Consider the following 23,057-nt stretch of genomic DNA (forward strand, 5'->3'; position numbering starts at 1 on the left):
TCGCCTGCAAGGCAGGCTCCTACAAAGAATTTTTAACTTCGATGGATCAACGCAGCTCGTTCGGCTGCACTTTATCCATATCGTCGTAATCGTGGTTCTCGCCAGCCATACCCCAGATGAAGGTGTAGTTGCTGGTGCCGACACCTGAGTGCAGCGACCAGGTGGGAGATATCACCGCCTGCTCGTTGGCCATCCAGATGGTGCGGGTCTGCTGGGGCGGGCCCATAAAGTGGCATACGGCCTGACCTTCCGGCACGTTGAAGTACATATAGACTTCCATACGACGGCTGTGGGTGTGGCACGGCATGGTATTCCAGCAGCTGCCGGGCGCCAGTTCGGTCATACCCATCTGAAGCTGGCAGGTTTCCAGTACGTCTTTCACCAGCAGCTTGCGCAGGGTGCGCTTGTTGCAGGTTTCCGCCGCACCCAGTTCGATCACCTGGGCATCGCCCTGGCCCACTTTGCGGGTGGGGAATTCGCGGTGCGCCGGGGTCGACAGAATGTAGAACTTCGAAGGCGACGCCTGCGCATTGCTGGTGAACTTCACTTCACGGGAACCGCGGCTTACGTACAGCGCCTCCTTGGTACCTATTTCATATACGGTACCGTCGACGTCCACACAGCCGGGCGCGCCGATATTGATAATGCCGAGCTCGCGGCGCTCCAGAAAGTAGTCCGCTTTCAGGGCGTCGACGGTTTCGAGTTTTACTTCCCCGGCCACCGGCATAACACCGCCCACAATTACCCGGTCCACATGGGTATAGGTCAGGTTTACGGTATCGGCCGTGAACAGGTTCGGCACCAGATATTCTTTTCTCAGGCGCTCAGTGTCGTAGTTCACGTAGTCCGCCGGATGGCTGGAATAACGCTCGTCAAAAACGGTGTTCATAACTCTTCCCGAAAATCTTTTTAAATCAGCTTACGACTTGGACTTCAGCAGTTTGTACATCTCGACGCCGGAGGTGATGAACGGCGCGGTGCCCTTGGGGTCGTCATCGTAGATCGGTTCGCTCATGTAGTACTTGTAGCTGCCGTCGCGGCCATAACCGAGGCCGGCCACCTGGCACATATCGGTTACGGTGATGGTGCCGTCGGCATGCACCTGTACAAACTCATCCAACAGGCCCTGGTAAGCCTTTTTCGCGGTTTCCAGATACCGGTCTTCCGGCAGGTAGCCCTGGTTCAGTGCTTTGGCAAAGAAGTAGGTGTACATGGTGCTGGCGGAAGACTCGAGGTAGTTGCCGCGCGCACCGGGCTTGTCCATGATCTGCCACCAGGTGCCGGTTGCCGGGTCCTGGTACTTCTCAATCACAGGAGCGATTTCCGCGATCATGTCCAGAAGGTACTGGCGCTGCTCGGTGTTTTCCTCGGGGATGTAATCCAGCACGTCCACCAGCGCCATCGCCAGCCAGCCCATGCCGCGGCCCCAGTGGTAGGCGGATAGACCGGTTTCCTTATCCGCCCATACCTGCTCGCGCGCTTCGTCCCAGGCGTGGTAGTAGAGGCCAGTGTCCGGATCGCGCAGTTTGTCGCGCACCACTTTGAATTCCGCCAGCACTTCGTCCACGTTGGGCTCTTCGTGCATCATCTGTTCGTACTGGGCGAGGAACGGAATGCCCATGTAGACGCCGTCAAGCCACACCTGGTGCGGGTAGATTTTCTTGTGCCAGAACGCTCCGGCGCTGGTGCGCGGATGATGCTCCAGTTGCTCAAACAGAGTGTCGACAGCCTTCTTGTAACTCTCGTCCCGGTTGCGCTCGTACATGCGCAGCAACATGGTTCCAGCGCGGATGCTGTCGATGTTGTATTTCGATTGCACATAACCATTGATGCTGCCGTCTTCGTTGACGAAGGATCCCATCACGGTCTGTACCGCGTCCGCATAGCGCGCTTCCGGGGCAACCTGGTTCAGCTCGTCGTAGGCCTGCATCACCATACCGGTGGTGTATTCAAAGTAGGACGGGCGCTTGCGGATGTGGTCGAAACCACCAAAGCGGTAATCCAGGGTTTTGCGCTTAAGCTCGGAATCCGCCAGGCGTTTGCTCCAAGTCAGTGCCGCTTCCGCCGTCAGCGGCTGCTGGGTTTCTGCGAGGCTCGCCGCAGTGGTCAGGCGCTGGCGCAGCGGCATGGTGAGTTTTTCCGCTTCCTGCTTGAGGTAGGTTTCAAACTCGGCCTTGGTGGTGATCGGTCCGTGGCGGCTCTCCACTTCGTTGGCCCAGGCGGCGACGAAGTAATATTGAATTTCCTTGTCCGCAGGCTTCAGGATAGCAACCTGGTTGTGTTCGTCCTTGGTAAATTCGTCAATCGCCTTGCGCTTCGCCAGCACCGCCATGCCAAGATTGGCACCATCGAGACTCTGCGGCCCATAAGTACCGATGTAGGTATAGGCGTGGCCGGTAATGTCCGTGTCACCGACAATCAGCTCGGTACCCGGATGATTGACGATACCGGCAATCATATTGTCCAGCTCACTGCTGGTTTTCGCGTTTACTTCCACCAGGCGGCTGCCCGCGTGCATCGAAAGCTGCGCGGAAAGATCGGTCTGTACACCTTCCACCGGCTTCCAGCCCAGGTAGTCGATCTTGAACGCGGAATAGAGGTCGCCGTTTTCGGTAATTTCGGCGCGCCAGTCCTGCACGTCGCTCACACGGATGACTTTCTCGCCATCCCAAAAGCCGTAGCCGCCAACACCGACGGCACTACCCACCTTGAGGATGTCCATGCCCCAGTCGGCAGGCTCGTGATAGGAATCAAAACCGTCCTGACCTACATTCTGCAACACCGGTTGCTGGGTGGATTTGCCGAAAATATCGAAGCCGTTGCGCCAGTCGAGATACACACGGTAGCCCACCAGATCGGATTCAATACCCGGGCCCTCGTAGCGAATATACCAGGAGTGGTCGGTGTGCTCTTTTGGCACGTCCAACACGCTGACATTCTCGAAGCTGCCGCCGAGATATTCACGCTCTTTCCACTCACCGCCCACCTTGCGGGAAATTTCCGCCTGAGTGCGCTTGGCTGTGTTTTCCGCCGCGGCATCTGCCTCGGCGATACGAAGTTTTACCGTTTCATCAACAGCGACGTCCACGGTAAACAGAATGCCATCCTTCTCACCATCGGCATTTTTGTCGATAGTCTGCACAGGAATTTGCTGTGACTGGTTCCACACCGCAATCGGCGATGCGAACCCGTGTTTCAGGCCGAGTTCGTAGAAGCTCAGGTAAACCGCTTCGTCCAGACGCGGGAAGTCCGAGGGGTTGGAAAGCTCAAGAGTGGCAATGGCACCGGGCTTTTCGGCAACCGCCGCAGGCGCTTTTTTCGCTGCGGATTCAGCGGTTTTTTCACCACAGGCGGTGAGCGTTGCAGCAGTCAACGCAAAAGCGAGGGCACTCAGGCTCGGGGTGCGTTTGGACATATCAGACAGTTTCACAGACGTCTCCACGAATTCGGGTTTTATTCTGTTCAATTGAAAAACGGCCGCGTGCGACTTCGAATCTTCCTTGTCCACAAGATGTGGGGATTCCTGCACTCGGCCGTTTGGGTACAACTCTATTTTATTCGTCGAAAAGCCCGGCAAATATTTGCCGGGCTTTTCGATTATGCAGTCTGTTCCTTATCAGAACTTGTACTGCGCGCCGATGAAGTACTGAGCACCGGAGAAATGCTCGTCGTACAGACGCTGAACATCTTCATCCAGGTAGCGATATTTGGGCTCATCACCCAGGTTAAGGGCTTCGAAGCTTACTTTCAGGTTGTCGCTGACGTTGTAGCTTGCAGAGAAGTCGATATTGCTGCTCTCCCCAACATACTCTTCGCGGCCGATGTTGGTGAGGTATTCACCGCGGTAGGCGTTGGAGATACGCGCCTGGAAGTCATCGTTCTCCCAGTAAAGCGTGATGTTGTAGGAAGTCTCGGAAACACCGAGCATTTCGCTGCCGCTGTCGGTCTCGGCATCAACAAAGGTGTAGTTGGTCTGCACACCAAAGTTCTGCACCCACTCGGGCCCCGGCAGGAAGGTCAGCGGCTGCTGGTATTGGAGCTCCCAACCTTGAATAGTTGCGCCACCGCCATTGACCTTGCGCGAAACCTCAAAGATTGCATCTTTCAGCTGGTCAACTTGAGCACCCAGCATGGAATCCGGCAGACCGGTTTCACTCCAGGCCATATCCACTTTCTCGGAAGTCGGGAAAGAGTCAATGTCCTTCTGGAACAACGCCAAGCTCACCAGCGCGCTCTCGGCGAAGTACCACTCGGCGGACAGATCGTAGGCCTTGGCACGGAAGGGCTCGATGAACGGGTTACCGTAGCTGACCTTAGGTTCGCCGAAAATGGATACGGAACCGCCCGGGTTGAGGTCGGTTAGGTTCGGACGGCTCATTACCTTGGCGGCGGACGCACGCAGGATCACGTCATCGGTAACATTCAGAGCCAGGTTCAGAGACGGCAGGGTATCGTCGTACTCGTGGTTGACGGTTACATCCACTACGTGATCAACGTCATTTTCATCGGTGTAGGCGGTAACACCGGTAGAAGATAATTCGGTGTTGGCCCTGCGCACACCCAGATTACCGCGCAGACGATAGCCCGCGATGTCTGTATCCATATCAACCTGCACGTACACGGCACGGCTGTCTTCATCTACTTTGCGGGTGTCACCCGCATGTACCGCGTAGTTCCAGCACCCGGATTCGAGCAGAGTGTCGCTGACGCCGAAGTTGGCCTGGAAGTAATTCTGGCCCGCAGAGTTAACCGACTTACCGTCGTTTGCGGTCAAGGCCGCGCTCACGCCACAGGCACTGCCGTCAATAGTGCCGTCTTCGGCATCCGCCTTGTCGAACGCCTTGTCAGCGCGCTGGCCAATAATATCGTAGCCGTAGGAGTTGCTGTTGGCACCAGCCTTCAGGGTAAACGATTCGCTCAGATCGAATTCGAGATCGACACTGGCATGCCCGGTTTCAGAGCTTGCGTCATATAGACGGTCGCGATATTCGGACATTTCCCAATTGGCAGGGTTGGACAGATCGAAACCGTAGACCAAGTCCAGGGAGTCGGAACCGTTGTAGCTCCAGCTGAACTCGTCGCTGCTGTCCGCATAGTCCACGTAGCGGCGACTGTCGTCTTCGCTGAAGTGTTCGAACACCACGGTCACTTCGCGGTTATCCATTACAGATTCCGTGGCGCCGACCAGTGCATTCATACGCAGGCGATCGCTGAACTCGTGTTCAAGTGCCAGAGAGTACTGCTTGTATTCGGAGCCCCAGTTTGCGCGGAAGTTTTCGGAACGAACGTCAGACCCGGTCACGGTGGCGTCAGTCATGGTGCCGTTGCCATCGATAATGTAGTCGATGATATCCATTTCGCTGGTGCCGGTGCTCGGCTTGGTATCCAGACGTGCAAGGGAGATATTACCGAGATACGGCTCGTTGCGGATAACATCCACATTGGAATACAGGGCGTCAACGGTAATCAGGGTGCTGTCAGCAGGTTGCCACTGGAATGACGAGGTCAGGCCCAAGCGCTCCTGGTCATTGGTTTTGTCGGCATAACGCGGAATACGCGGGTGCCAGGACTGAGCAACGGCCGCACGCTCTTCTTCAGTGTCACAGGCGCTGCAGTTGAATTGTCCGGTGCCCTTGCTACCTTCCCAGGTTTCCCAGCGCACAGTTTCCGCACCTTCGGTGCCATTCTTTTTCTCGGAATAAGCGGCGGAGAGCAGAAAGCCAAGTGTCTTGTCTTCGTTGCTCACACTGAAGAGGCCAGAGGCGCGTGGAGCAAACTCACCGGTCTGCTCGTTGTATCCACCCTGGGTATTCGCTACCAGCGTAAAAGTGTCGTAGTCGAGCGGGCGCGCAGTCTGCAGTGCAACGGTAGCACCGAGAGAACCTTCTTCCAGCTCTGCGGAAGTGGTCTTGTACACGTCCAGACGGTTGAACAGTTCGGAGGCGAACACGTTGAAATCGAAACTGCGGTCGGTACGCACACCGCCAGAGCCAGCAGCCAGTGACTGCGCCTGCATGCCGTTTACCTGCACGCGGGTGTAGGTAGAGCCGAGGCCGCGCACGGTGATGGTACGACCTTCGCCGTCATCACGGTCAATAGCCACACCGGGGATGCGCTGAAGCGATTCCGCCAGGTTCTGGTCGGGGAAGTCGGCAATGTCTTCTGCAAGAATGGAATCCACCATGTTGGTAGAGTCGCGCTTGGTATCCAGCGCCTTGGCCAGACTGCCCGCGTAACTACCAGTTACGGTGATCTCTTCAAGGGTGGCATCGCCAGAGGTGTTAGAGGCTTCTTGTGCAAAGGCCGGTACCGCAATCATGGCCATCGCAAGAGTGAGTGGTTTAAGCTCAAAAGTCTTCATGACTCTCATCTCCGCTTTCGTCGTTATTTTGGTAAAACCTGTTTTGGTAATACCGCTTATTATCAATGCAGGCCGATATTCTCACATGGACTACCAACTGGCAACTTTTGGCAGACCAATCAAGCGTGTGTTTATCGCATTTCTCTCGTCAAAATGAAGATTACCGCGCCATAAGCCCTTGGACCAGTGCGGTTTATCCCGCACTGGACGTCTTCCGGGCGCTTTTGGAAGGTTTATAGAAAAGGACTGATCAACCGGGCTTAAAGGCCTGACCATTGATGCTGACGTTATCCACGGTCAGGCCGGAAACCGCTTCAATCACACCAACGGAACCGGCCTGGTCAATGCGGCTGTTGAAAATCTGCAGACCACGGATAGGCGCGCGTTCGAAGCCGCGGATATGGAAGGCGCGGTTGGCCTGCTCACACACCAGATTTTCCACCTGGATGTTGTAGACATTGGGGTCAAAGCTGCCCTTGTCCCCCTCTTCGTAAAAGAAGTTGATCACGATGACATCTTTCACCTGCCCTATGGTGAGGTTGCGCACGTAGATATCGTGGATCTCACCGCCGCGCATGGCATTCGTCTTGATACGCAGGCCGCGATCCAGATTGGGGCTGCTCATCACGCAGTCCTCCATGAACACATTGCGCACACCGCCGGAAATTTCACTGCCCAACACCAGCCCGCCGTGACCATCACGCATCTGGCAGTTCCGCACTACCACATTCTCGGTGGGAACATTCACGCGGCGACCATCCGCGTTGCGCCCGGACTTGATGGCAATACAGTCGTCGCCGTTGTCGAACAGACAGCCTTCAATCAGTACATTGCGACAGGATTCCGGGTCGCAACCATCGGAGTTGGGGCCGTGGCTGCGGGTGGTGACATTGCGTACCGTGAGGCTTTCACACAGCACCGGATGGATGACCCAGAACGGAGAATTTTCCAGAGTCACGCCTTCAATGAGCACATTGTTGCACTCGTAGAACTGCACCAGCGGTGGGCGCAAGAAGGAACCATCGGCGTACAGGCGCTCCGCGACGGGAACCCCACTTTCGGCATCATCCATCAGTGCCTTGCGCGCCGGATGCTGGGTATCCCCCTCGTTGGAGCTGTTGGCGCATTTGCCGTTCGCCCCCTTCCACGGCCACCAGGTGTCACAGTCGGCACCTCCGTCAATCAAACCCTTGCCGGTCAACGCCACGTTGTCGGCCTTGTGGGCATAGATCAGAGGGGAGTAACCCATCATTTCCAACCCTTCCCAACGGGTTTTCACCGCCGGTAGGTAGCGTCCGGGATCGGGGACGAAATGGATTTCCGCCCCTTCCTCCAGATGCAGCTCGGTATTGGATACCAGGTGAATTGGTCCGGTGCGGTACCTGCCCGCCGGCACTACGATGCGACCACCGCCGGCCCTGCGACTCGCCTCAACGGCAGCGGCAAAGTACTCACTGGCATCTTCGCCCTCGCCGCGCGCGCCCAGCGCTTTGAGATTGAAATCGCGGGCGGGAATGGATGGGAGCCTGATGGACGACAGAATCTCCGGCACCTTCGCCCAAGGGCCATTGTATTGGGCCCGGGGTGGGCGGCTCATGGCCAGCGCCTGCGCGGGCAGACCGGAGATGACAGGCACTACCGCCGCGGCCATCATGGATTGCAGGAATACTCGCCGGTTGAGTCCAGTCATCATTACCTCCCGGGTTTATTGTTGTACTGGTTTATCTGTCTTGGGTTTTGCCGCACTGGATTCCAGCAGCAATAACGTCTAGCGCACCAGCCTGCCTGGAAATCTGGCAAGACCAGTGTGAAAATTTCTACAATACTGTCATACCAATTTTTGCAGGGCAACAACCAGGCGGGTACGCAGCCATTTGGCACGTGTCAGATATCCGGCAAACAAAAAAGCCGGCACAGTGGCCGGCTTTCGGGGCTCGAGCAATTCGAGCGTGCTGGAAACGATCGTCAGGGCAGGGCAAAACGCTGGCGGGCGGCACTCATTTCGCGGCGCGCCTGCTCCAGCGCTTCCGCTTCGGTGGCATCCAGCAACTGCTGTACCACTCTCTGCAGGTGGTCACGCATGGCATTGCGCGCACCTTCCGGGTCGCGCTTCTTAATGGCATCGAGAATGCGACGGTGCTCTTCAATCCGGGGTTTGGAGCCCACCTGGCGCACCTTCTCAAGAATACGCGCAGAGACTGAAGAGTTGTTGCGCAGCTTCCACAAATGTTCGCATACAGAAACCACCGCATCGTTGTGGGTGCAGCGGGCAATGTGAATGTGAAACTTCTCATCCGCCACTTCGGCATTGGAGTCGGAGGCGTTCTCCGCCACCATTTCTTCCAGGATCACTTCCAGCTCTTTGATTTCCGCATCGGACATTTCGCGGGCGGCGAGACCGGCGGCCTCTCCCTCGAACATCATTCGGGCCTGAAGGATCTCAAAGGCACCGATATCGCTCTCTCCAGCGGAGAAGGCGCTAGCTTCGGTATCGGTCACATAAACGCCTGAACCGCCTTTCACTTCCACACAGCCGGCCAGCTCGAGGGCAATGATGGCCTCGCGCACCGTGGGGCGGCTGACCTCAAAGCGCTCCGCCAGTTTGCGTTCGGCGGGCAAACGAGTACCCGCCGGGTAGTCACCGGCGGCGATGGCAGCGGCCAACTTTTCGGCCACCTGTTGGTAAAGTCTGGCACCCTGCATCAGACCAATCTCCTGCACTTATGCTGCATCTGTTCTTCTGTTTGTGTATTTCAATGGGTGGACCACCGGTTTCAAGCCAGCGCGCCACCGTCACTTTCATCTTTGGATGGTATCCAACAGGTGTTCGCTACAAAAACCTGCCTGACCCATCCGGATTTCCCGCTTTGCCAACCAAAACACATCGTTCCTGGTGCTTATATATAAGTTGCGGAAAACGCTTCGCCGCAGTTTAGCAGAAGGGGTTTAGCCACCACAACACGGGAATTGGCCCCACAGTCTTACCAAATCGAACTAAACTGCAGATTGCGGCCTTACCAATATAGTGTTAGATTGCGACCAACCATAACGACAACTGACCGCAAGTCCGTTAGCGGAGTCAGGACCAGATGGATCTCATTCATATACATTCAGACGATAATGTCGCCGTTAGCAAAGCCCCCCTGCCCGCCGGAGCGCTGGTTAACTGGGGTGGCAACATGCTGCCACTGCTTTCCGATGTACCCGCGATGCATAAGGTCTGTGTGCGCGCCATCGGCGCCGGTGAAGCGGTAATCAAGTACGGCCAGGTTATTGGCTTTGCGCGGGAGGCCATTGCTCCCGGCACCCATGTACACGAATACAACATGGAAGCCGGCAACCACCAGGTTGCGCACGAGTTCTGCAAGGACTACGTCCCCACAACGCTGGTACCGGAAGCTGAGCGCGCGACATTCATGGGCTTCCGCCGTGCCAGCGGAAAGGCAGGCACTCGCAATTACCTTGCCGTTGTGTCCACGGTGAACTGTTCCGTTACCGTGTCCCGTGCGATCGCAGCCCACTTCCGCGACAGTGGCAAACTGCGCGATTTTCCCAATATTGATGGCATTGTGGCACTGGGCCACGACAGCGGCTGTGGCATGTCCACATCCGGTGAGGGCTACCAGACTTTGCTGCGTACCCTGCACGGCCACATTGTGCACCCGAACTTCGCCGGTGTTCTGTTGATTGGTCTTGGCTGCGAGGCCATGCAGATTTCCAGCCTGATGCGCGAAACCGGCCTGCAGGAAGGCGAGCACTTCCAGGTAATGACCATCCAGGGCATGGGTGGCACCCGCGCGGCCATCGACGCGGGCATTGAGCGCCTGGCAGCCATGCTGCCGGCGGCCAATGCCTGCCAGCGCGAACCGATTCCCGCTTCCGAGCTGACCCTCGCGGTACAGTGCGGCGGCAGCGACGCCTACTCGGGCATTACTGCAAACGCCGGGCTGGGTGCGGCGGCGGATATTCTGGTGCGCCAGGGCGGAACTGTGATCTATTCAGAGACACCGGAAATTTACGGCGCTGAGCATCTGCTGACCCGCCGCGCGGTATCCCCTGAGGTTGCGCAGAAGCTGGTTGACCGTATCAAGTGGTGGGAGCACTACACCGAAATGAACGGTGTGGAGCTGAACAACAACCCATCCCCAGGCAACAAGGCCGGCGGCCTGACTACCATCGCGGAAAAATCCCTGGGCGCGCAGGCGAAGGGTGGCACCACCGCGCTGCAGGACGTATACCTGTATGCAGAACAAGTGCGCAAGAAGGGCCTCGTGTTCATGGACAGCCCGGGCTTTGATCCGGTGTCCGTTACTGGCCAGGTGGCGAGCGGCGCAAATGTGGTGTGTTTCACCACCGGACGCGGTTCGGCATTTGGTGGCAAGCCGGTGCCAAGTATCAAGCTGGCGAGTAACTCCAATCTGTTTGAGCGTATGCGCGAGGATATGGATGTCGACTGCGGTGGCATTCTGGATAAGCGCTACAGTGTTGCCGAGTGCGGTGAGATGATTTTCCAGCACATTCTGGCGATTGCTTCTGGCGAGCAGAGTGCCAGTGAAAAACTCGATTACGGTGACAACGAATTCTTGCCCTGGCATATTGGGGCGGTTGTTTGAGAGAAGCCGGCGATTCTTCGCCGGCTTTTTCTTTTATTCGGTGACCAGTTTTATACCTCTACCAGGCCTTCAGCCAGTGCAGGAATATCCTCTCCGCCCATCAGGCAAATCACGTCAATATCCGCAGCCTGCAACTGTTGATAGGCAGACAATAAATCCTGACACTGCGGAGTACTCATCGCACCACCGTGGAAGGAAAAGCACAGGTAACCGACGCGGTCTTTGATTCCGTGTTTTATATCACGGAGGTAGTCGGGCGTAATTTCCAGCGTGTCGATGGGGTAGTTGAGCAGCGCCGGCAATATTCTTTTTATCAGTCGCCGATTACACCGAAAGCTCACAGCGCATTTGCGCAAGCGCGCGGTACACTCTCTGACTTAATCCATTGAACTCACTACAAAGCAGTAAAACTCGTATGGCTCTTCCCTTTCGCTGTTTCCACCTGCGTCAATCCTTATGCGAATGCTTGCTGAGTAATACAATGATCAGTGTTGCCAGGGGTCCCAAAAGCAGGCTCAACAGCCACCACATCAGACCACTGCGATTTTTTCCCTGAGCCAAACCGGCATTAATCAGCGAAAGCGTACCCCAGCCTACCAGCCACTCCCGCGACTGAATCATCACCTGATACTCTTCCATCGGTTCATCCTCGCTGCCGAATAATACACATCAGCCTGAATTGAAGGCGGAGTACCGGTGCTCCGCCGCCAGGGAAACAACTAAGTGGTTACCGCGTGACTCAATTATCCAAAAGGAACCGAGCAATGGTACGCACGCCGTGCCCCTTGGCCCCCTGTGCCCACTGATCATTCGGCGCTGGCAGATAAGAACCGGATAGATCCATATGCACCCAGCCGCGCCCCTCATCGCGCACGAACTTGGCAAGAAACGCTGCCGCGGTGGAAGCGCCGGGGCTGCCGTCCACGCCCACGTTGGCAATATCCGCGAAACCGGAGGGAATCTGTTCCAGATGGAATTTCTCCAGCGGCAGACGCCAGGCTTTTTCGTTTTCTGATCTGGCCGCAGACAACACCTTCTCGGCCATCTCATCTTCCAGGCTCAGCACCGAATTGTAATCCCGGCCCACCGCCATTTTTGCCGCGCCGGTCAGCGTTGCCGCATCGAGAATGTAACGGGGATTCTGCTCGCTCGCGGCGATCAGGCCATCGGCAAGAACCAATCGGCCTTCCGCATCGGTATTGAGAATTTCCGCGGTCACCCCGTTCTTGTAGCGGATGATATCGCCGAGCTTGAACGCGTGCCCGGAGATCAGGTTTTCCGCACAGCACAGGTAGAGCTTCACGCGCTTTTTCAGCCCGCGCGCAATGGCGAGCGCGAGGCCGCCGGTGACCATTGCCGCACCGCCCATATCGGATTTCATGTGCGCCATGCCGGCGGAGGGTTTGATACTGTAGCCGCCGGAATCAAAGGTAATACCCTTGCCCACCAGGCAGATGTCCACCGCGGCGGCGTCGTTACCGGCCGGGTTGGAGCCATCAGCGGAAGGGTTGGAGCCATCAGCGAAAGGATTGGAGCCATCAGCGAAAGGATTGGAGCCATCAGCGAAAGGATTATAGTCCAGCTGCAGCATCGCGCCGCCGCGCACGCTGCCGCGGCCGACGCTGTGGATGCCCATAAAGCCCTCTTCCAGCAGTTCATCGCCGGAGACAATGCGATAACTCACCGCATCCGGGGCGAGTTTCTGCAGCATGTCCGCGGCGCTTTCCGCGAGTGCGCGAGGGAAGACGTTTTCCGGGGTACCGTTGGTGATCTCCCGCACCCACAGGCTCGCCGCCTTGCGCGCCTCCAATTCTTTCCGCTCTTCGCCGTCGCCGATGCCCCAATCCAGCGTGCTCTGGCGGTTCGGGTTGTAGTACCCGGCCCAGAAGGCCCAGCGGCTTTCCAGATCCCAGTTGTCACCGGTGAGGGCAACCGCCGTGACTCCCATACCGTCGAGACGGCGGGCACCGCGCTGTACCGCGACCAGGGTGCCGCCTGCAGCCTCGGTGGCGTGAATCCGGGCTTCGCTGTCGTTGAAGCTCAGCAGGGCGTTCTTGCCCCAATGTTCCGCCGCCGCTGTGGTTTCCAGCCTTACCTGCATCGCTGTTGTCATCTGTACACCTTCTTGCATCAGTTTTTGTTTACGCATATCCAACTACGGAACCGCTGGAAAACGTAGCGAGCGGGTAGCTGGTGGTGGCCGCCTGCGCGCAAAAAGCGGAGCGTACTTCAGGTACGTGAGCATTTTGAGCACAGCCGGACGCCGCCAGGCGCACGCGCAGTAGTTTTCCTGGGGTTCCCGCGTCAGCGACACGATATTGGGTCAGTCTAGCAGCCTGCAAGTACCGGTTTGCGCGCAACGCCAGTGTGCCGATAAACTTTGCAGGCTGAAAATAACGACAAGCCAAGCACGGCCAAACACTAAGGAAAGTACTATGGGCAACGCCTGCCACTACCACTCCGGCGCCGATGCCGTATGGCAATGCACCGGCTGCAGTAAGGAATACTGCGGCGACTGCGTACCGGGATCGGTGGATAACTATTACAAGTCCACCCCCAAGTGCGTGCTGTGCAACCAGCGCCTGGACAATGTGGGCGCGAGCAACAAGGCCCGCCCTTTCTGGCAGATGGCCCCGTTCTATTTCCGCTACGCGTTTTCCGCCGGCCCCCTGACCTTCTCCGCCATCTGCGCGGCGGCGGCGATCGCCATGACCGGGCTGGGCTGGCTGTCGATTTTCGTACTGGTGGCGATGCTTGCGGTAGTGATCCGCTACAACCTGCTGGTGATCGAAAAACTCGCCGGCGGCCAGCTGCAGGCCCCCACCTTTGGGGATGCCCAGGACGGCCGCAGTGCCGCCATCTTCGCCAAGGTAATCGGCATGATTCTGGTAGCCGGTGGTGGCGGCATGCTGCTGGCGGGGCTGGGGGAGGGTGCGGTGCAGGCGTATTCCATCGCCCTGTCGCTGCTGGCGCCGGCGGCGATGATTGTACTGGCGCTGGAACAGAGCATGCGCGCGGCGGTGAATCCGCTGAAGCTGCTGCAGTTCACCCTGATCATTGGCTGGCCCTACTGGCTGCTGTGGCTCTCCACCACCGCGGTTTCCGCTGCACCGACCTACCTGCTGCCCATCGTCGCCGACAAGCTGCCGCCTTGGATGCTGCTGCCGCTGCTCGCGTTTGTCACCAGCTATTTCTCCATCGTCACCAGCGCCATGATGGGCTACATCTGCCTGACCCGACAGCAGAAGCTGGGGGTTATTTCGCAGCTGGACGACGCGGAGTTTCTGGAAGAGCGCGAATTCGAGCGCCGCAAGGCTCTGGCGGATGCGAGTATCCTGCTGCGCGAGGGGCGCGGTGAGGAAGCGCGTAAAGCGCTGGTCACCGCGCTGCGCCAGCAGCCAGACGATATTGCGCTGAACGAGCGTTATTTCCGCCTGCTGCTGGCAATGGACGACAAGAAAGCCCTGCGGGAGCTGGGGCCCCATCTGCTGGAACGGTTTGTGACCCTGAACCAGCCGCACAAGGCAGCTGAGCTGTATTTGGCAACCGCCACATCCCAGGGCAAGCCACCGGCCATCGACAAGTCACTGCTGCGCCACCAGATCGCCGAGGCACTCTACCGCCAGCGGCAGTTCAAACCGGCACTGACGCTGATCAACAATCTGCACAAGGAAGACCCCAGTTATACACGGCTGGACAGCGCGCTGCTGTTGCTGGCGAAGATTTACATGGACGGTTTCAACCGCACCGACAACAGTCTCAAGCTACTGGCATACGTGCAGAAAAAATATCCGCAAAGCGGGGTAATGCAGGAAGTGCGACAACTGGTGTCGATTCTGGCCGCGGAGCAGAGTCCGCAGCCAGCGTAACAAACTACACCGCGGCGGGTTGCAGGCTGCGGGCAAACTCCAGCGCGCGGCGCGCGCGCGCTTCGTCTCCGCAGCGGCGGTAGTGATCGACGAGCCCATTGGCAAGGCGCGCCATCAGCGGGTGGCGGTGTTCCTTCTGCTGCAGGCGCAGCAACAATGTTTCCACCAGTTCCCAGCGCTTTTCCGCGGCCGCGCGCTGGGCAATCACCAGGCACACACCCGCATTCAGCGCCCGCGGCACCTTCGCCTTCTGCAGATAATCCTCAACACCCCGCGCTACTGGCGCAAAGTCCTGCCCCGGCTGTTTGGCAAGCGCGAACAGCGCAAGCCAGGCGCGGTGGTGCGCCTCACTCTCCGGTGCCAACACGGTAAGTTCGATGCCCTTGTAGATGAGCGGCAGGGATTCCGGGTGCTGACGCCGGGCAGCGGCGGCCGCCTGGCTCGCCTCGAGCAGCTTGCCGCTGTTCTGCAGTGACTCAATGCGCGCGAGGGCAAGCTGTTCCGGGGTGGGAGGCAGATCCTCTTCCACCTGGATTTCGCGGCTCGGGCGCAGGCGGATGAGCAGCCAGGTGCAGGCAAAACCCGCCACCAGCCCGCCAAAGTGCGCCCAGTAGGCAATGTTGTCGCTGCCAAAGAAGTAGCCGAACACTTCCTTGCCCAGCCACAAGGGCAACACCAGCAGCGCCGGTGCGGTGAATTCTCCGAAGGCAAATCCCAACGTATAGAAGAAACGCAGACGGCGGATACCGTATACCGCCACGAACATGCCCATTACCGCCGACACGGCACCGGAGGCGCCGATCACCGGCATCAGGCTGCCCGCCTCCACCCCCATGTGCAGGGCCGCGGCGGCGAGTCCCCCGAGCAGGTACAGGCCGACAAACCAGGCGGCGCCGAGGGCGAGCTCCACCGACAGGCCGAACAGCATCAGGAAGATCATATTGCCCAGTAGATGGTCCCAGCCGCCGTGCAGAAACATATGCCCGAAAAGCCCTTTCAATGTCGGGTTGGCCGGTGTCAGGCCGTAGGCAAAGCTCGAAAGGCTATCGCGCCGTTCGGCGAACTGCTGCCGCTGCTGCAGCCACTGGGACTGCCCCTCCTCTTCCAGCTGCACCACCAGCCAGCGGTGGAACTCCCGGCTCCACAGCAGCTGCTCGTAGATGAATTCCTCGCCCGCCCCCTGAGCAAGGGTGCGCCACTCGGGCTGCTCGGCGTCCACATACTCGTAGAAGCGCGCCTCTTCCAGCGCCGGCAGCTCGCTGGCGAAGTAGAACTCCTCAGCCGCCTGCCAGCGGGCTTCGTCGCCGCTCTGGTAGAGCACGAACACCAGCAAATTAATGAGAACCAGGGCAAAACATACCAGTGGCGGCCGGCGCCAGTCGGGTTTGTTCTGAATGGGAATGATAAGCAAGGGCAGACCCGCAGTGTGATTGGCAGTAAAAAGAATCAGGTCGCTCAGAATACAGAGGCTGTGCAATAAGGCCAGCCCCGCGCGCCGCCGCGCAGTCGAAAAGCGGGAAAACGGCGCCAGCCGGCGGCCCGCGACCGGTCAGTGGCTGGCGGGGCCGCCGGAATCCTGCCCACCGTCACTGCCATCGCCGCCATCGCTGTCACCGTTTTCCCCGTCATCTTGCGGCCAGTCTTCGGCGCCCGCGGAGCCGCGTCGCGGCGCCGGGGAATCCACCGGCGTATCCTTAGCCAGCGCTGGCGAAGGCCCCCAGCTGCGCACATGCAGGTCCCGCTGCGGGAAGGGAATTTCGATGCCGCGCTGGTCAAACTCCCGCAGCAACTCGATGTTATAGAGCGCAGTGAGATCGCCGAGCGAGGACACCGCATTGCTGTTTACCCAGACCACCAGTTTGAATTTCAGCGCGCTGTCGCCGAAATCCGTGAGCCATACCTCAGTCTTGCGCTGCCAGTTGGTGAATGTGACCGGCACCCGCTCCGCTGCGGCCATGGCCGCTTCGCGCACCTCTTCCGGATCGGTACCGTAGGCAACGCCGAATACGACATGAATACGCCGCACCGGGTCGTCCAGGGTGTGGTTGGTAACCCGCCCGGTAACAAACTCGGAATTCGGCACCAGGATGTCTACATTGTCGCGGGTGGTGATGCGGGTAGAGCGCACACTGATATCGCGGATGCGCCCGAATACACCAGACTCCAGTTCCACCAGGTCGCCGACCCTGAGCGGCTGCTCGAACAACAGGATGATGCCGGAGATGAAATTGGAAAATATCGCCTGCATCCCGAACCCGATACCCACCGAAAGAGCGCCGGCAATCAGCGTGAGTTTGGAGGTATCTAGCCCCACCATGGTGAGGATGATGATGAAAGTGATAAGGACGATGCAGTAATTCAGAATCCGCCACAGGGTGTAGGAACTCTGCTCGCTGGTGCGGTTCTTGCGCACCATACGTTTCAGTATCCAGTTCAGCAGTCGCGAACAGCCCCAGGCGGCGAGAATCACCAGGATCATCTGCGCGATGTCTTTCAGGGTAATGGGCTGCTCGCTGATGGCAAACAGCTTGTAGTTGGCGAGATTGCGCCAGCTGGTGCGCAGATCCTCAAACTGGTGCAGGAAGCGTTCGCCTGCGGTTTTCCACCACCCCTGCTGACGCTGGTACACAAACAGCTGGGCGTTTTCGTAGCGCTTCACGTCATCGATCAAGTCGCCGACACGGCCGAGGCCGCTGGCGACCTTCTCAAACTGGCGCCACCATTTGGTCATCGCGTTGGTGTCCTCGCCCACCCAGGCGACGATCTGGCGCTGGCGCACATTGAGCTGGCGCGCAAGGTTGTTGCGGACGGTTTCCGCATTGGCCACCAGGTCATTACTGAGAGACAGCTTCTGCTCTTTACCGTCGCTGGCATCGAGCAGTCTGTTGATGGCGAGCAGCAGTTCCTGCTTGCGCAGTTGCAAGCGGTTTTCCAGCGCCTCGACACTGAAGTTCATCATCCGAATCTGCTGCTCCATGGTGACTGCAGCGTCGGACGTTTCAAAAATCAGATCCCGGGTGTCGCTGCGCTCGCGCGCCAGTTCCTCCAGATTGGACTTTTCCACGGTGCGCGCCGCAGCCAGCTTTTTTGCCGCCTCGGCACTGAACTGCAGCTCTTTGAGCATGCGCTGCAACTCCGCCCGGGCAATGGTCAGCTCCTCCTCCCAGGCGGACAGCTGCTCCTGCAGCATCCGCTGCTCCTCCTGAATCTGCAGGTGGCTGAGCTGGGCAAAAAACACATCCACCGTCGCTTCGATGTATCCGGCGTCGGAGCGGTGGGTATCGCGCAGCGCAATAACCTGCTCCCGCAGCCGGCCTAGCGACTGAGCAACGCTCTCATCCATCTGCGAGTTCTCCAACCGCAGACCGTCAAACCGCTGCTGGCCCCGCGCCACCGCGGCATCGGACTGCGCCCACTGCAGCACGTTTGGCGAGTCCGGGAATTTGACCTCCGGCAAGACCCCAACTTTCTTCAGTTCCTCGCGTTTTTGCCAGGTTTTGCGGATACCGGCAAAACGCAGATTGACCGCATCGACTTTTTTCCCGAGATCCGCGTCTTCGGGAATTGCCGCACTCCAATCTTTCCAGGCGGTTTCCACTTCCTGCAGCCACTGTGCGCGCTGCTTCTGGGTGACGTCCGGCCACTGCGTCCACCAGTCGGCGGACAATGCGTTGAAATCCGGGATTACCGGAGAGAATTCCTTTGGTTTGCCGGAGGGGAGCTGCGCCGCGGCAAGCGCGGGCAGCAGTAGAAATACTGCAGCGAGACACAATAACCACTGCGGTATCAAAGGCAGCCCGAGGTGATGCGAAACGGGGCGGTGTGAAGAAGTGCTATCAGTGGCCATGCCCGGAACTGTCCCTGTACATCGGTATTCCTGGTCTATCGTGGTGGAAAATGCCGGCATGCCACATCCTGGACAACGCCCAATCCCGCAATGGATTCAGTGTAGATGAGGTGGGCCGGCTCTCAGCGGCGGCGGTCATAGCGCTGGATACAGTCGCGGTATGCGCGCTGATAAATCCGCAAACGCTGGTCTTCGAGACTGCTGCCCCGGCGCGCCGCATCGAACGCATCCTGGCGGCAGGCGGATTCCGCCAGCACGCGATTGTCGTAGCGCTCGCCACTGCTCCAGTCGTACGGGGGGCGCACATTGGCGTAAGGGCGGGCCGTGCCCCGACGCGGATCGCGATACCCCTCCACCTCGTACAGTGGGACGCCCTCGTTATCGCTTGGACCCGGGTCCAGCGCATCGGGGGGATAGGCACGGGGGATGCCGGAGCGATCCCGCAGGTCATCCAGATTCACATCGGGATAACCGTAAAGCCGCTCCTCGTAGGCGCCGGCGATGCCACCGTTGTAGTAGCGCCGCCATTCATAGGGCGGCGTGGTCACGATGTAACTGCGACGGCGGGGCTCATAGCGGTAAAAGGTACCGGTGCCACTCAGAAAAAAACGCTGGCCATCAATTTCAAAGCCGTTGCTGCCGTAAGGCAGAAACGACAGCTCCGCGCCCAACGGCGGCTCTACCCGCAGGAAACCGTCGTCTTCACGGCGGTAAAAATACCCGCCCTGATAGTAGTAAATGTTGCCGCTCAGGGTCAGTTGCACCGCGTCCGCTGGCAACTGGCGCTGGCGATCCGGGTCCCGCGCGTAGTCCTCCGCCGCTTCCCCGCTGGACTGGTCCGGCGGCGTGTCGCTCAGGCCACCCGACTGGGCATGCGCGCTGGCGGCGACACCACAGGCCAGGCAGGTACCAAGCAACAATGTTGAAAAAAACAATATTGAAAAAGCAGATGCTGCACCGCGCGGTCTGCCGCGCAAGGCAAAGAGAAATGCTGACGTGCCGGACATAGGGAAACCTCTGCTGCGCGCGCCGCCCGGCGCGCCGGCCCCCCAGAATATTCAGGCAATCAGGTCAGTGTTGTTTATGGATGTAAATAAGCCGCGCACGGCCCCGACGCAAACGCGGTCAGCGGCGGAACCGCACGGGCCACGGTAGCCGGAGGCGCCACCCTCCCTTGGTGAGTGGCGAATACAGCACTGCGCCCGGGCCTGCACGGCCCCGCGCAATTCACCGCATCGACCGACCACCTTGCTAAGTTTAGCCTTGCGCAGAGTGACTCCCCATCCAGGCTCATACAACAGACCTGGACTCCACACCCGCTGTCGCGGTCAACTATTCCAGCCCGGAAATCACCCCGCGCAGCTTGTCGACGATATCGTCGATCTCGTGCGCTTCGATGATCAGCGGCGGCGACATGCACAGCGCATCGCCAATGCCCCGCGCCATTACCCCGGCCTGCCACGCCAGCGCCGACGCCTTGGCACCAAACCTGCCCTTTAGGTTGTCCGGCGCGCGCAGTTCGATCGCGCCCACAAGACCGTAATTGCGCACATCAATCACATTGTCCAGGTCCGCCAGACTGTGCAGGGCGCTCTCCCAGTGCTTGCCGATATCTCCGGCGGCGCGGGTCAGCAGTCCCTCGCGCTCGTAAATATCCAGCGTCGCCATCCCCGCCGCACAGGCCACCGGGTGCGCGGAGTAGGTGTAACCGTGATAAAACTCCACCGCGCCTTCCACCGCCGCATCCATCACCGTGTTGTAAATTTTGTCACTCACGAACACCGCACCCAGCGGCACCGTCGCATTGGTAATGCCCTTGGCGGACGTGATCATATCCGGCGTGACGCCGAATTCCTGCGAGGCAAACGGCGAACCGGTACGGCCCCAGCCAGAAATCACCTCATCGAAAATCAGCAGCAGATCGTGCTTGTCACAGATCTCCCGCAGCCGCTGCAGATAACCTTTCGGCGGAAGCACCACACCGCCGGCACCAGCGAACGGCTCCACAATCACCGCGGCAATCTGATCCGCGCCGTGGAAGGCCACAAGACGCTCCAGATCCTCCGCCAGCTCGATACCGTGCTCCGGCAAACCTTTGGAGAAAGCATTGCGCGCGATATCCAGGGTGTGGCGCATATGGTTGGCTTTTACCGGCTGGCCAAACGTCTGGTAATTCGGCGCGATACCGCCCACGGAAATACCGCCAAAGTTCACCCCGTGGTAACCCTTCTCGCGGCCGATAAACATGGTGCGCGTCCCCTTGCCGCGCGCGCGCTGGTACTGCAGCGCAATCTTCAGCGCCGACTCCACCGCCTCGGAACCGGAGTTGCCGAAGAACACCCGGTTCAGGCCATCCGGCGTGTACTGCACCAGGCGCTCCGCGTATTCAAAACTCAGCTCGTGGCCGAAATTGAAAATCGAGCTGTAGTCCAGTTTCAGCGCCTGCTCATGGATCGCCTCGGCAATTTCCCGCCGGCAGTGACCGGCGTTGGAACACCACAGGCCAGCGGTGGCGTCAATGATCTTGCGGCCGGATTTTTCAAACAGGTAAATCCCTTCCGCACGCTCCACAATGCGCGGCGCCACCTTGTAGGTACGGTTGGGGGTAAAGGGCATCCAGAATGCGTCGGTTTTCAGTTCGGACATGGTTTTCTCCGAGATTAATTTCTTCAAATGTTTCTAACGTAGTAAATAACTTCGATGCGAAGGCAGAGCCCCGGGGCCGGGTTTTCAGGAGCGTCGCAAACAGGATGTTTGCGACGCAGCGCCCAGGGATGGGTCTACAGCGGTCCTGAAAACCCGGACCCGGGGATCTGCCGCCACCGCAATCGGTAAAGAATTCCATAATGGCGGGCCCGCTGGCGGGGCCGGGCTCCGAGCTCCCGGGTTCGCCTGCAGGCAGGCTCCTACAAATCAAATTCCGTAGCAGCAGTATTTGGTCTCGTAGAATTCGGCCATGCCTTCGACGCCACCCTCGCGGCCGATACCGGATTCCTTGATACCGCCGAACGGTGCCACCGTGGTGGAAAACACGCCCGCATTGCACGCCACCATTCCGTACTCCAGCGCCTCCACCACCCGGTTCGCCCGGCGGATGTTTTCACTCATCACATAGGCCGCCAACCCGAACGGTGTATCATTGGCGCGGCGGATCACATCGCCTTCCTCGCGGAACTTCAACACCACCGCCAGCGGCCCGAAAATTTCCTCCCGCGCAATGCGCATATCATCGCGCACCTCAGTAAGCAGCGTCGGTGCGTAATAATTTTCGCCGTTCGGCAGAAAATCTCCCCCCAACAACAGACGCGCCCCATTGGCCACCGCCTCCTCCACCATTCCGTGCACCCGATCCACCGCGCGACGGAAAATCAGCGGTCCAAGCGTCGTGCCCTGTTCAAGCCCGTGCCCCGGTCGCAGGGCCTGCATCTGTGCGCGCAGCTTGTCCACAAATTCATCGTGCACCGACTCGTGTACATAAATCCGGTTCGTCGACACACAAGTCTGGCCCGCATTGCGCATCTTGGTCGCCATACAGGCGGTCACCGCCACATCAATATCCGCATCGTCGAATACGATGAACGGCGCATTGCCACCGAGTTCCATGGACATCTTTTTCACCGTGCCCGCGCACTGCGCCATCAGCAGCTTGCCCACCTGCGTGGAGCCGGTGAAGGTGAATTTCGCCACCCGCGCATCCTGAGTCAGCACCCTGCCGATGGCAGCGGAATCAGAGCCCGCCACCACATTCAGGGTACCCGCCGGCAGCCCGGCCTCCTCCGCCAGTGCACACAGCGCCAGTGCCGACAGCGGCGTCTCCGCCGCCGGTTTGATCACCACTGTACAGCCCGCCGCCAGCGCCGGCGCCGCCTTGCGGGTGATCATGGCATTGGGGAAGTTCCACGGGGTAATGCAGGTCACCACACCCACCGGCTGACGGATGGTATGCAGCCGCATGGCCGGGTTGTGAGTGGGAATCGTCTGGCCGTAGGCGCGGCGGCACTCTTCGGCATACCACTCGATGTAAGAGGCGCCGTAGTCGATCTCGCCCAGCGCCTCCGCCAGCGGCTTGCCCTGCTCCAGGGTCAGCAGCCGCGCCAGATCCTCACGGTTGTCCGCGATCAGCCGGTACCAACGCTTCAACACCGCCGCTCGCTCGGCCGCAGTCTTGCCGCTCCAGGCCGGGAAAGCGGCATGCGCCGCAGCCACTGCCCGCTCCGCATCCTCAGCACCGCCATCGGCGATCTCCGCCAGCAGTGCGCCCGTGGCCGGGTCGGTGACTGCCAACTTACCGGCACTCTCGCACCACTGCCCATCAATATAGTTCTTGGTCTGGAATAAGCGGTTATTGTTCAAATCCATCGAATACT

At 59.1% G+C, this 23,057-nt stretch carries 15 protein-coding genes; 2 read left to right on the forward strand and 13 right to left on the reverse strand.

The window, feature by feature from the left end; all coding sequences use genetic code 11:
• Positions 1-46: 46 nt before the first annotated feature.
• The 5 genes from kduI to FDY93_RS07330 all read right to left on the reverse strand — a co-directional run bounded on the left by kduI (position 47) and on the right by FDY93_RS07330 (position 9,064).
• On the reverse strand, positions 47-889 hold the full coding sequence (gene kduI, locus FDY93_RS07310; protein ID WP_138235098.1) for a 5-dehydro-4-deoxy-D-glucuronate isomerase: 843 nt from the start codon (positions 887-889) through the stop codon (positions 47-49).
• A gap of 30 nt (positions 890-919) precedes the next feature.
• Positions 920-3,430 (reverse strand): glycoside hydrolase family 88 protein, encoded by a 2,511-nt coding sequence (locus FDY93_RS07315; RefSeq protein ID WP_246068495.1) that lies wholly within the window; start codon positions 3,428-3,430, stop codon positions 920-922.
• 186 nt (positions 3,431-3,616) lie between these two features.
• The gene (locus FDY93_RS07320) at positions 3,617-6,361 is read right to left on the reverse strand and encodes a TonB-dependent receptor (protein ID WP_171018926.1); all 2,745 of its coding nucleotides are present in this window, start codon (positions 6,359-6,361) and stop codon (positions 3,617-3,619) included.
• A gap of 250 nt (positions 6,362-6,611) precedes the next feature.
• Positions 6,612-8,051 (reverse strand): glycoside hydrolase family 28 protein, encoded by a 1,440-nt coding sequence (locus tag FDY93_RS07325; protein WP_138235100.1) that lies wholly within the window; start codon positions 8,049-8,051, stop codon positions 6,612-6,614.
• A gap of 275 nt (positions 8,052-8,326) precedes the next feature.
• Complete coding sequence (locus tag FDY93_RS07330) at positions 8,327-9,064, reverse strand: FadR/GntR family transcriptional regulator (RefSeq protein ID WP_138235101.1); 738 nt, start codon at positions 9,062-9,064, stop codon at positions 8,327-8,329.
• 386 nt (positions 9,065-9,450) lie between these two features.
• Here FDY93_RS07330 and FDY93_RS07335 point away from each other — a divergent pair, with 386 nt between their 5' ends.
• A complete protein-coding gene (locus FDY93_RS07335) occupies positions 9,451-10,974 on the forward strand; it encodes a UxaA family hydrolase (protein ID WP_138235102.1) in 1,524 nt (507 codons plus the stop codon).
• 50 nt (positions 10,975-11,024) lie between these two features.
• Here FDY93_RS07335 and FDY93_RS07340 read toward each other — a convergent pair whose 3' ends face one another.
• From FDY93_RS07340 to FDY93_RS07350, 3 genes are all read right to left on the reverse strand, one after another.
• Complete coding sequence (locus FDY93_RS07340; protein ID WP_138235103.1) at positions 11,025-11,276, reverse strand: hypothetical protein; 252 nt, start codon at positions 11,274-11,276, stop codon at positions 11,025-11,027.
• 145 nt (positions 11,277-11,421) lie between these two features.
• On the reverse strand, positions 11,422-11,613 hold the full coding sequence (locus tag FDY93_RS07345) for an antitermination protein NusB (protein WP_138235104.1): 192 nt from the start codon (positions 11,611-11,613) through the stop codon (positions 11,422-11,424).
• 100 nt (positions 11,614-11,713) lie between these two features.
• Positions 11,714-13,123, reverse strand: a complete 1,410-nt coding sequence (locus tag FDY93_RS07350) for an aminopeptidase PepB (RefSeq protein WP_240913992.1) — start codon at positions 13,121-13,123, stop codon at positions 11,714-11,716.
• Between the two features lie 286 nt (positions 13,124-13,409).
• On the opposite strand from FDY93_RS07350, the gene FDY93_RS07355 reads away from it, so the two are divergent.
• Entirely contained in the window at positions 13,410-14,843 is a 1,434-nt protein-coding gene (locus FDY93_RS07355; protein WP_138235105.1) for a tetratricopeptide repeat protein, read from the forward strand.
• A 4-nt stretch (positions 14,844-14,847) separates the two neighbouring features.
• Here the strand turns inward: FDY93_RS07355 and FDY93_RS07360 are convergent, their stop codons facing one another.
• The 5 genes from FDY93_RS07360 to FDY93_RS07380 all read right to left on the reverse strand — a co-directional run bounded on the left by FDY93_RS07360 (position 14,848) and on the right by FDY93_RS07380 (position 23,049).
• Positions 14,848-16,254 carry a rhomboid family intramembrane serine protease gene (locus FDY93_RS07360; RefSeq protein ID WP_138235106.1) on the reverse strand — a complete coding sequence of 469 codons (1,407 nt, stop codon included), beginning with the start codon at positions 16,252-16,254 and terminating at the stop codon, positions 14,848-14,850.
• 138 nt (positions 16,255-16,392) lie between these two features.
• On the reverse strand, positions 16,393-18,615 hold the full coding sequence (locus FDY93_RS07365) for a mechanosensitive ion channel domain-containing protein (protein ID WP_246068496.1): 2,223 nt from the start codon (positions 18,613-18,615) through the stop codon (positions 16,393-16,395).
• Between the two features lie 197 nt (positions 18,616-18,812).
• Complete coding sequence (locus FDY93_RS07370) at positions 18,813-19,625, reverse strand: DUF6515 family protein (protein WP_138235108.1); 813 nt, start codon at positions 19,623-19,625, stop codon at positions 18,813-18,815.
• Positions 19,626-20,022: 397 nt separating this feature from the next.
• Positions 20,023-21,336: an omega-aminotransferase AptA gene (gene aptA / locus FDY93_RS07375; protein WP_138235109.1), complete on the reverse strand. Its 1,314-nt coding sequence runs from the start codon at positions 21,334-21,336 to the stop codon at positions 20,023-20,025.
• 267 nt (positions 21,337-21,603) lie between these two features.
• Positions 21,604-23,049: an NAD-dependent succinate-semialdehyde dehydrogenase gene (locus FDY93_RS07380; protein WP_138235110.1), complete on the reverse strand. Its 1,446-nt coding sequence runs from the start codon at positions 23,047-23,049 to the stop codon at positions 21,604-21,606.
• Positions 23,050-23,057: the final 8 nt, after the last annotated feature.

Source organism: Microbulbifer harenosus, from assembly GCF_005771435.1.
GTDB lineage: Bacteria > Pseudomonadota > Gammaproteobacteria > Pseudomonadales > Cellvibrionaceae > Microbulbifer > Microbulbifer harenosus.

Coding starts and splice junctions, on each gene's coding strand:
- FDY93_RS07350 (WP_240913992.1), bottom strand. CDS start 13,123: ATGCGTAAACAAAAACTGATGCAAGAAGGTGTACAGATGACAACAGCG.
- FDY93_RS07355 (WP_138235105.1), top strand. CDS start 13,410: ATGGGCAACGCCTGCCACTACCACTCCGGCGCCGATGCCGTATGGCAA.
- FDY93_RS07325 (WP_138235100.1), bottom strand. CDS start 8,051: ATGACTGGACTCAACCGGCGAGTATTCCTGCAATCCATGATGGCCGCG.
- kduI (WP_138235098.1), bottom strand. CDS start 889: ATGAACACCGTTTTTGACGAGCGTTATTCCAGCCATCCGGCGGACTAC.
- FDY93_RS07330 (WP_138235101.1), bottom strand. CDS start 9,064: ATGCAGGGTGCCAGACTTTACCAACAGGTGGCCGAAAAGTTGGCCGCT.
- aptA (WP_138235109.1), bottom strand. CDS start 21,336: ATGTCCGAACTGAAAACCGACGCATTCTGGATGCCCTTTACCCCCAAC.
- FDY93_RS07335 (WP_138235102.1), top strand. CDS start 9,451: ATGGATCTCATTCATATACATTCAGACGATAATGTCGCCGTTAGCAAA.
- FDY93_RS07320 (WP_171018926.1), bottom strand. CDS start 6,361: ATGAAGACTTTTGAGCTTAAACCACTCACTCTTGCGATGGCCATGATT.
- FDY93_RS07380 (WP_138235110.1), bottom strand. CDS start 23,049: ATGGATTTGAACAATAACCGCTTATTCCAGACCAAGAACTATATTGAT.
- FDY93_RS07345 (WP_138235104.1), bottom strand. CDS start 11,613: ATGGAAGAGTATCAGGTGATGATTCAGTCGCGGGAGTGGCTGGTAGGC.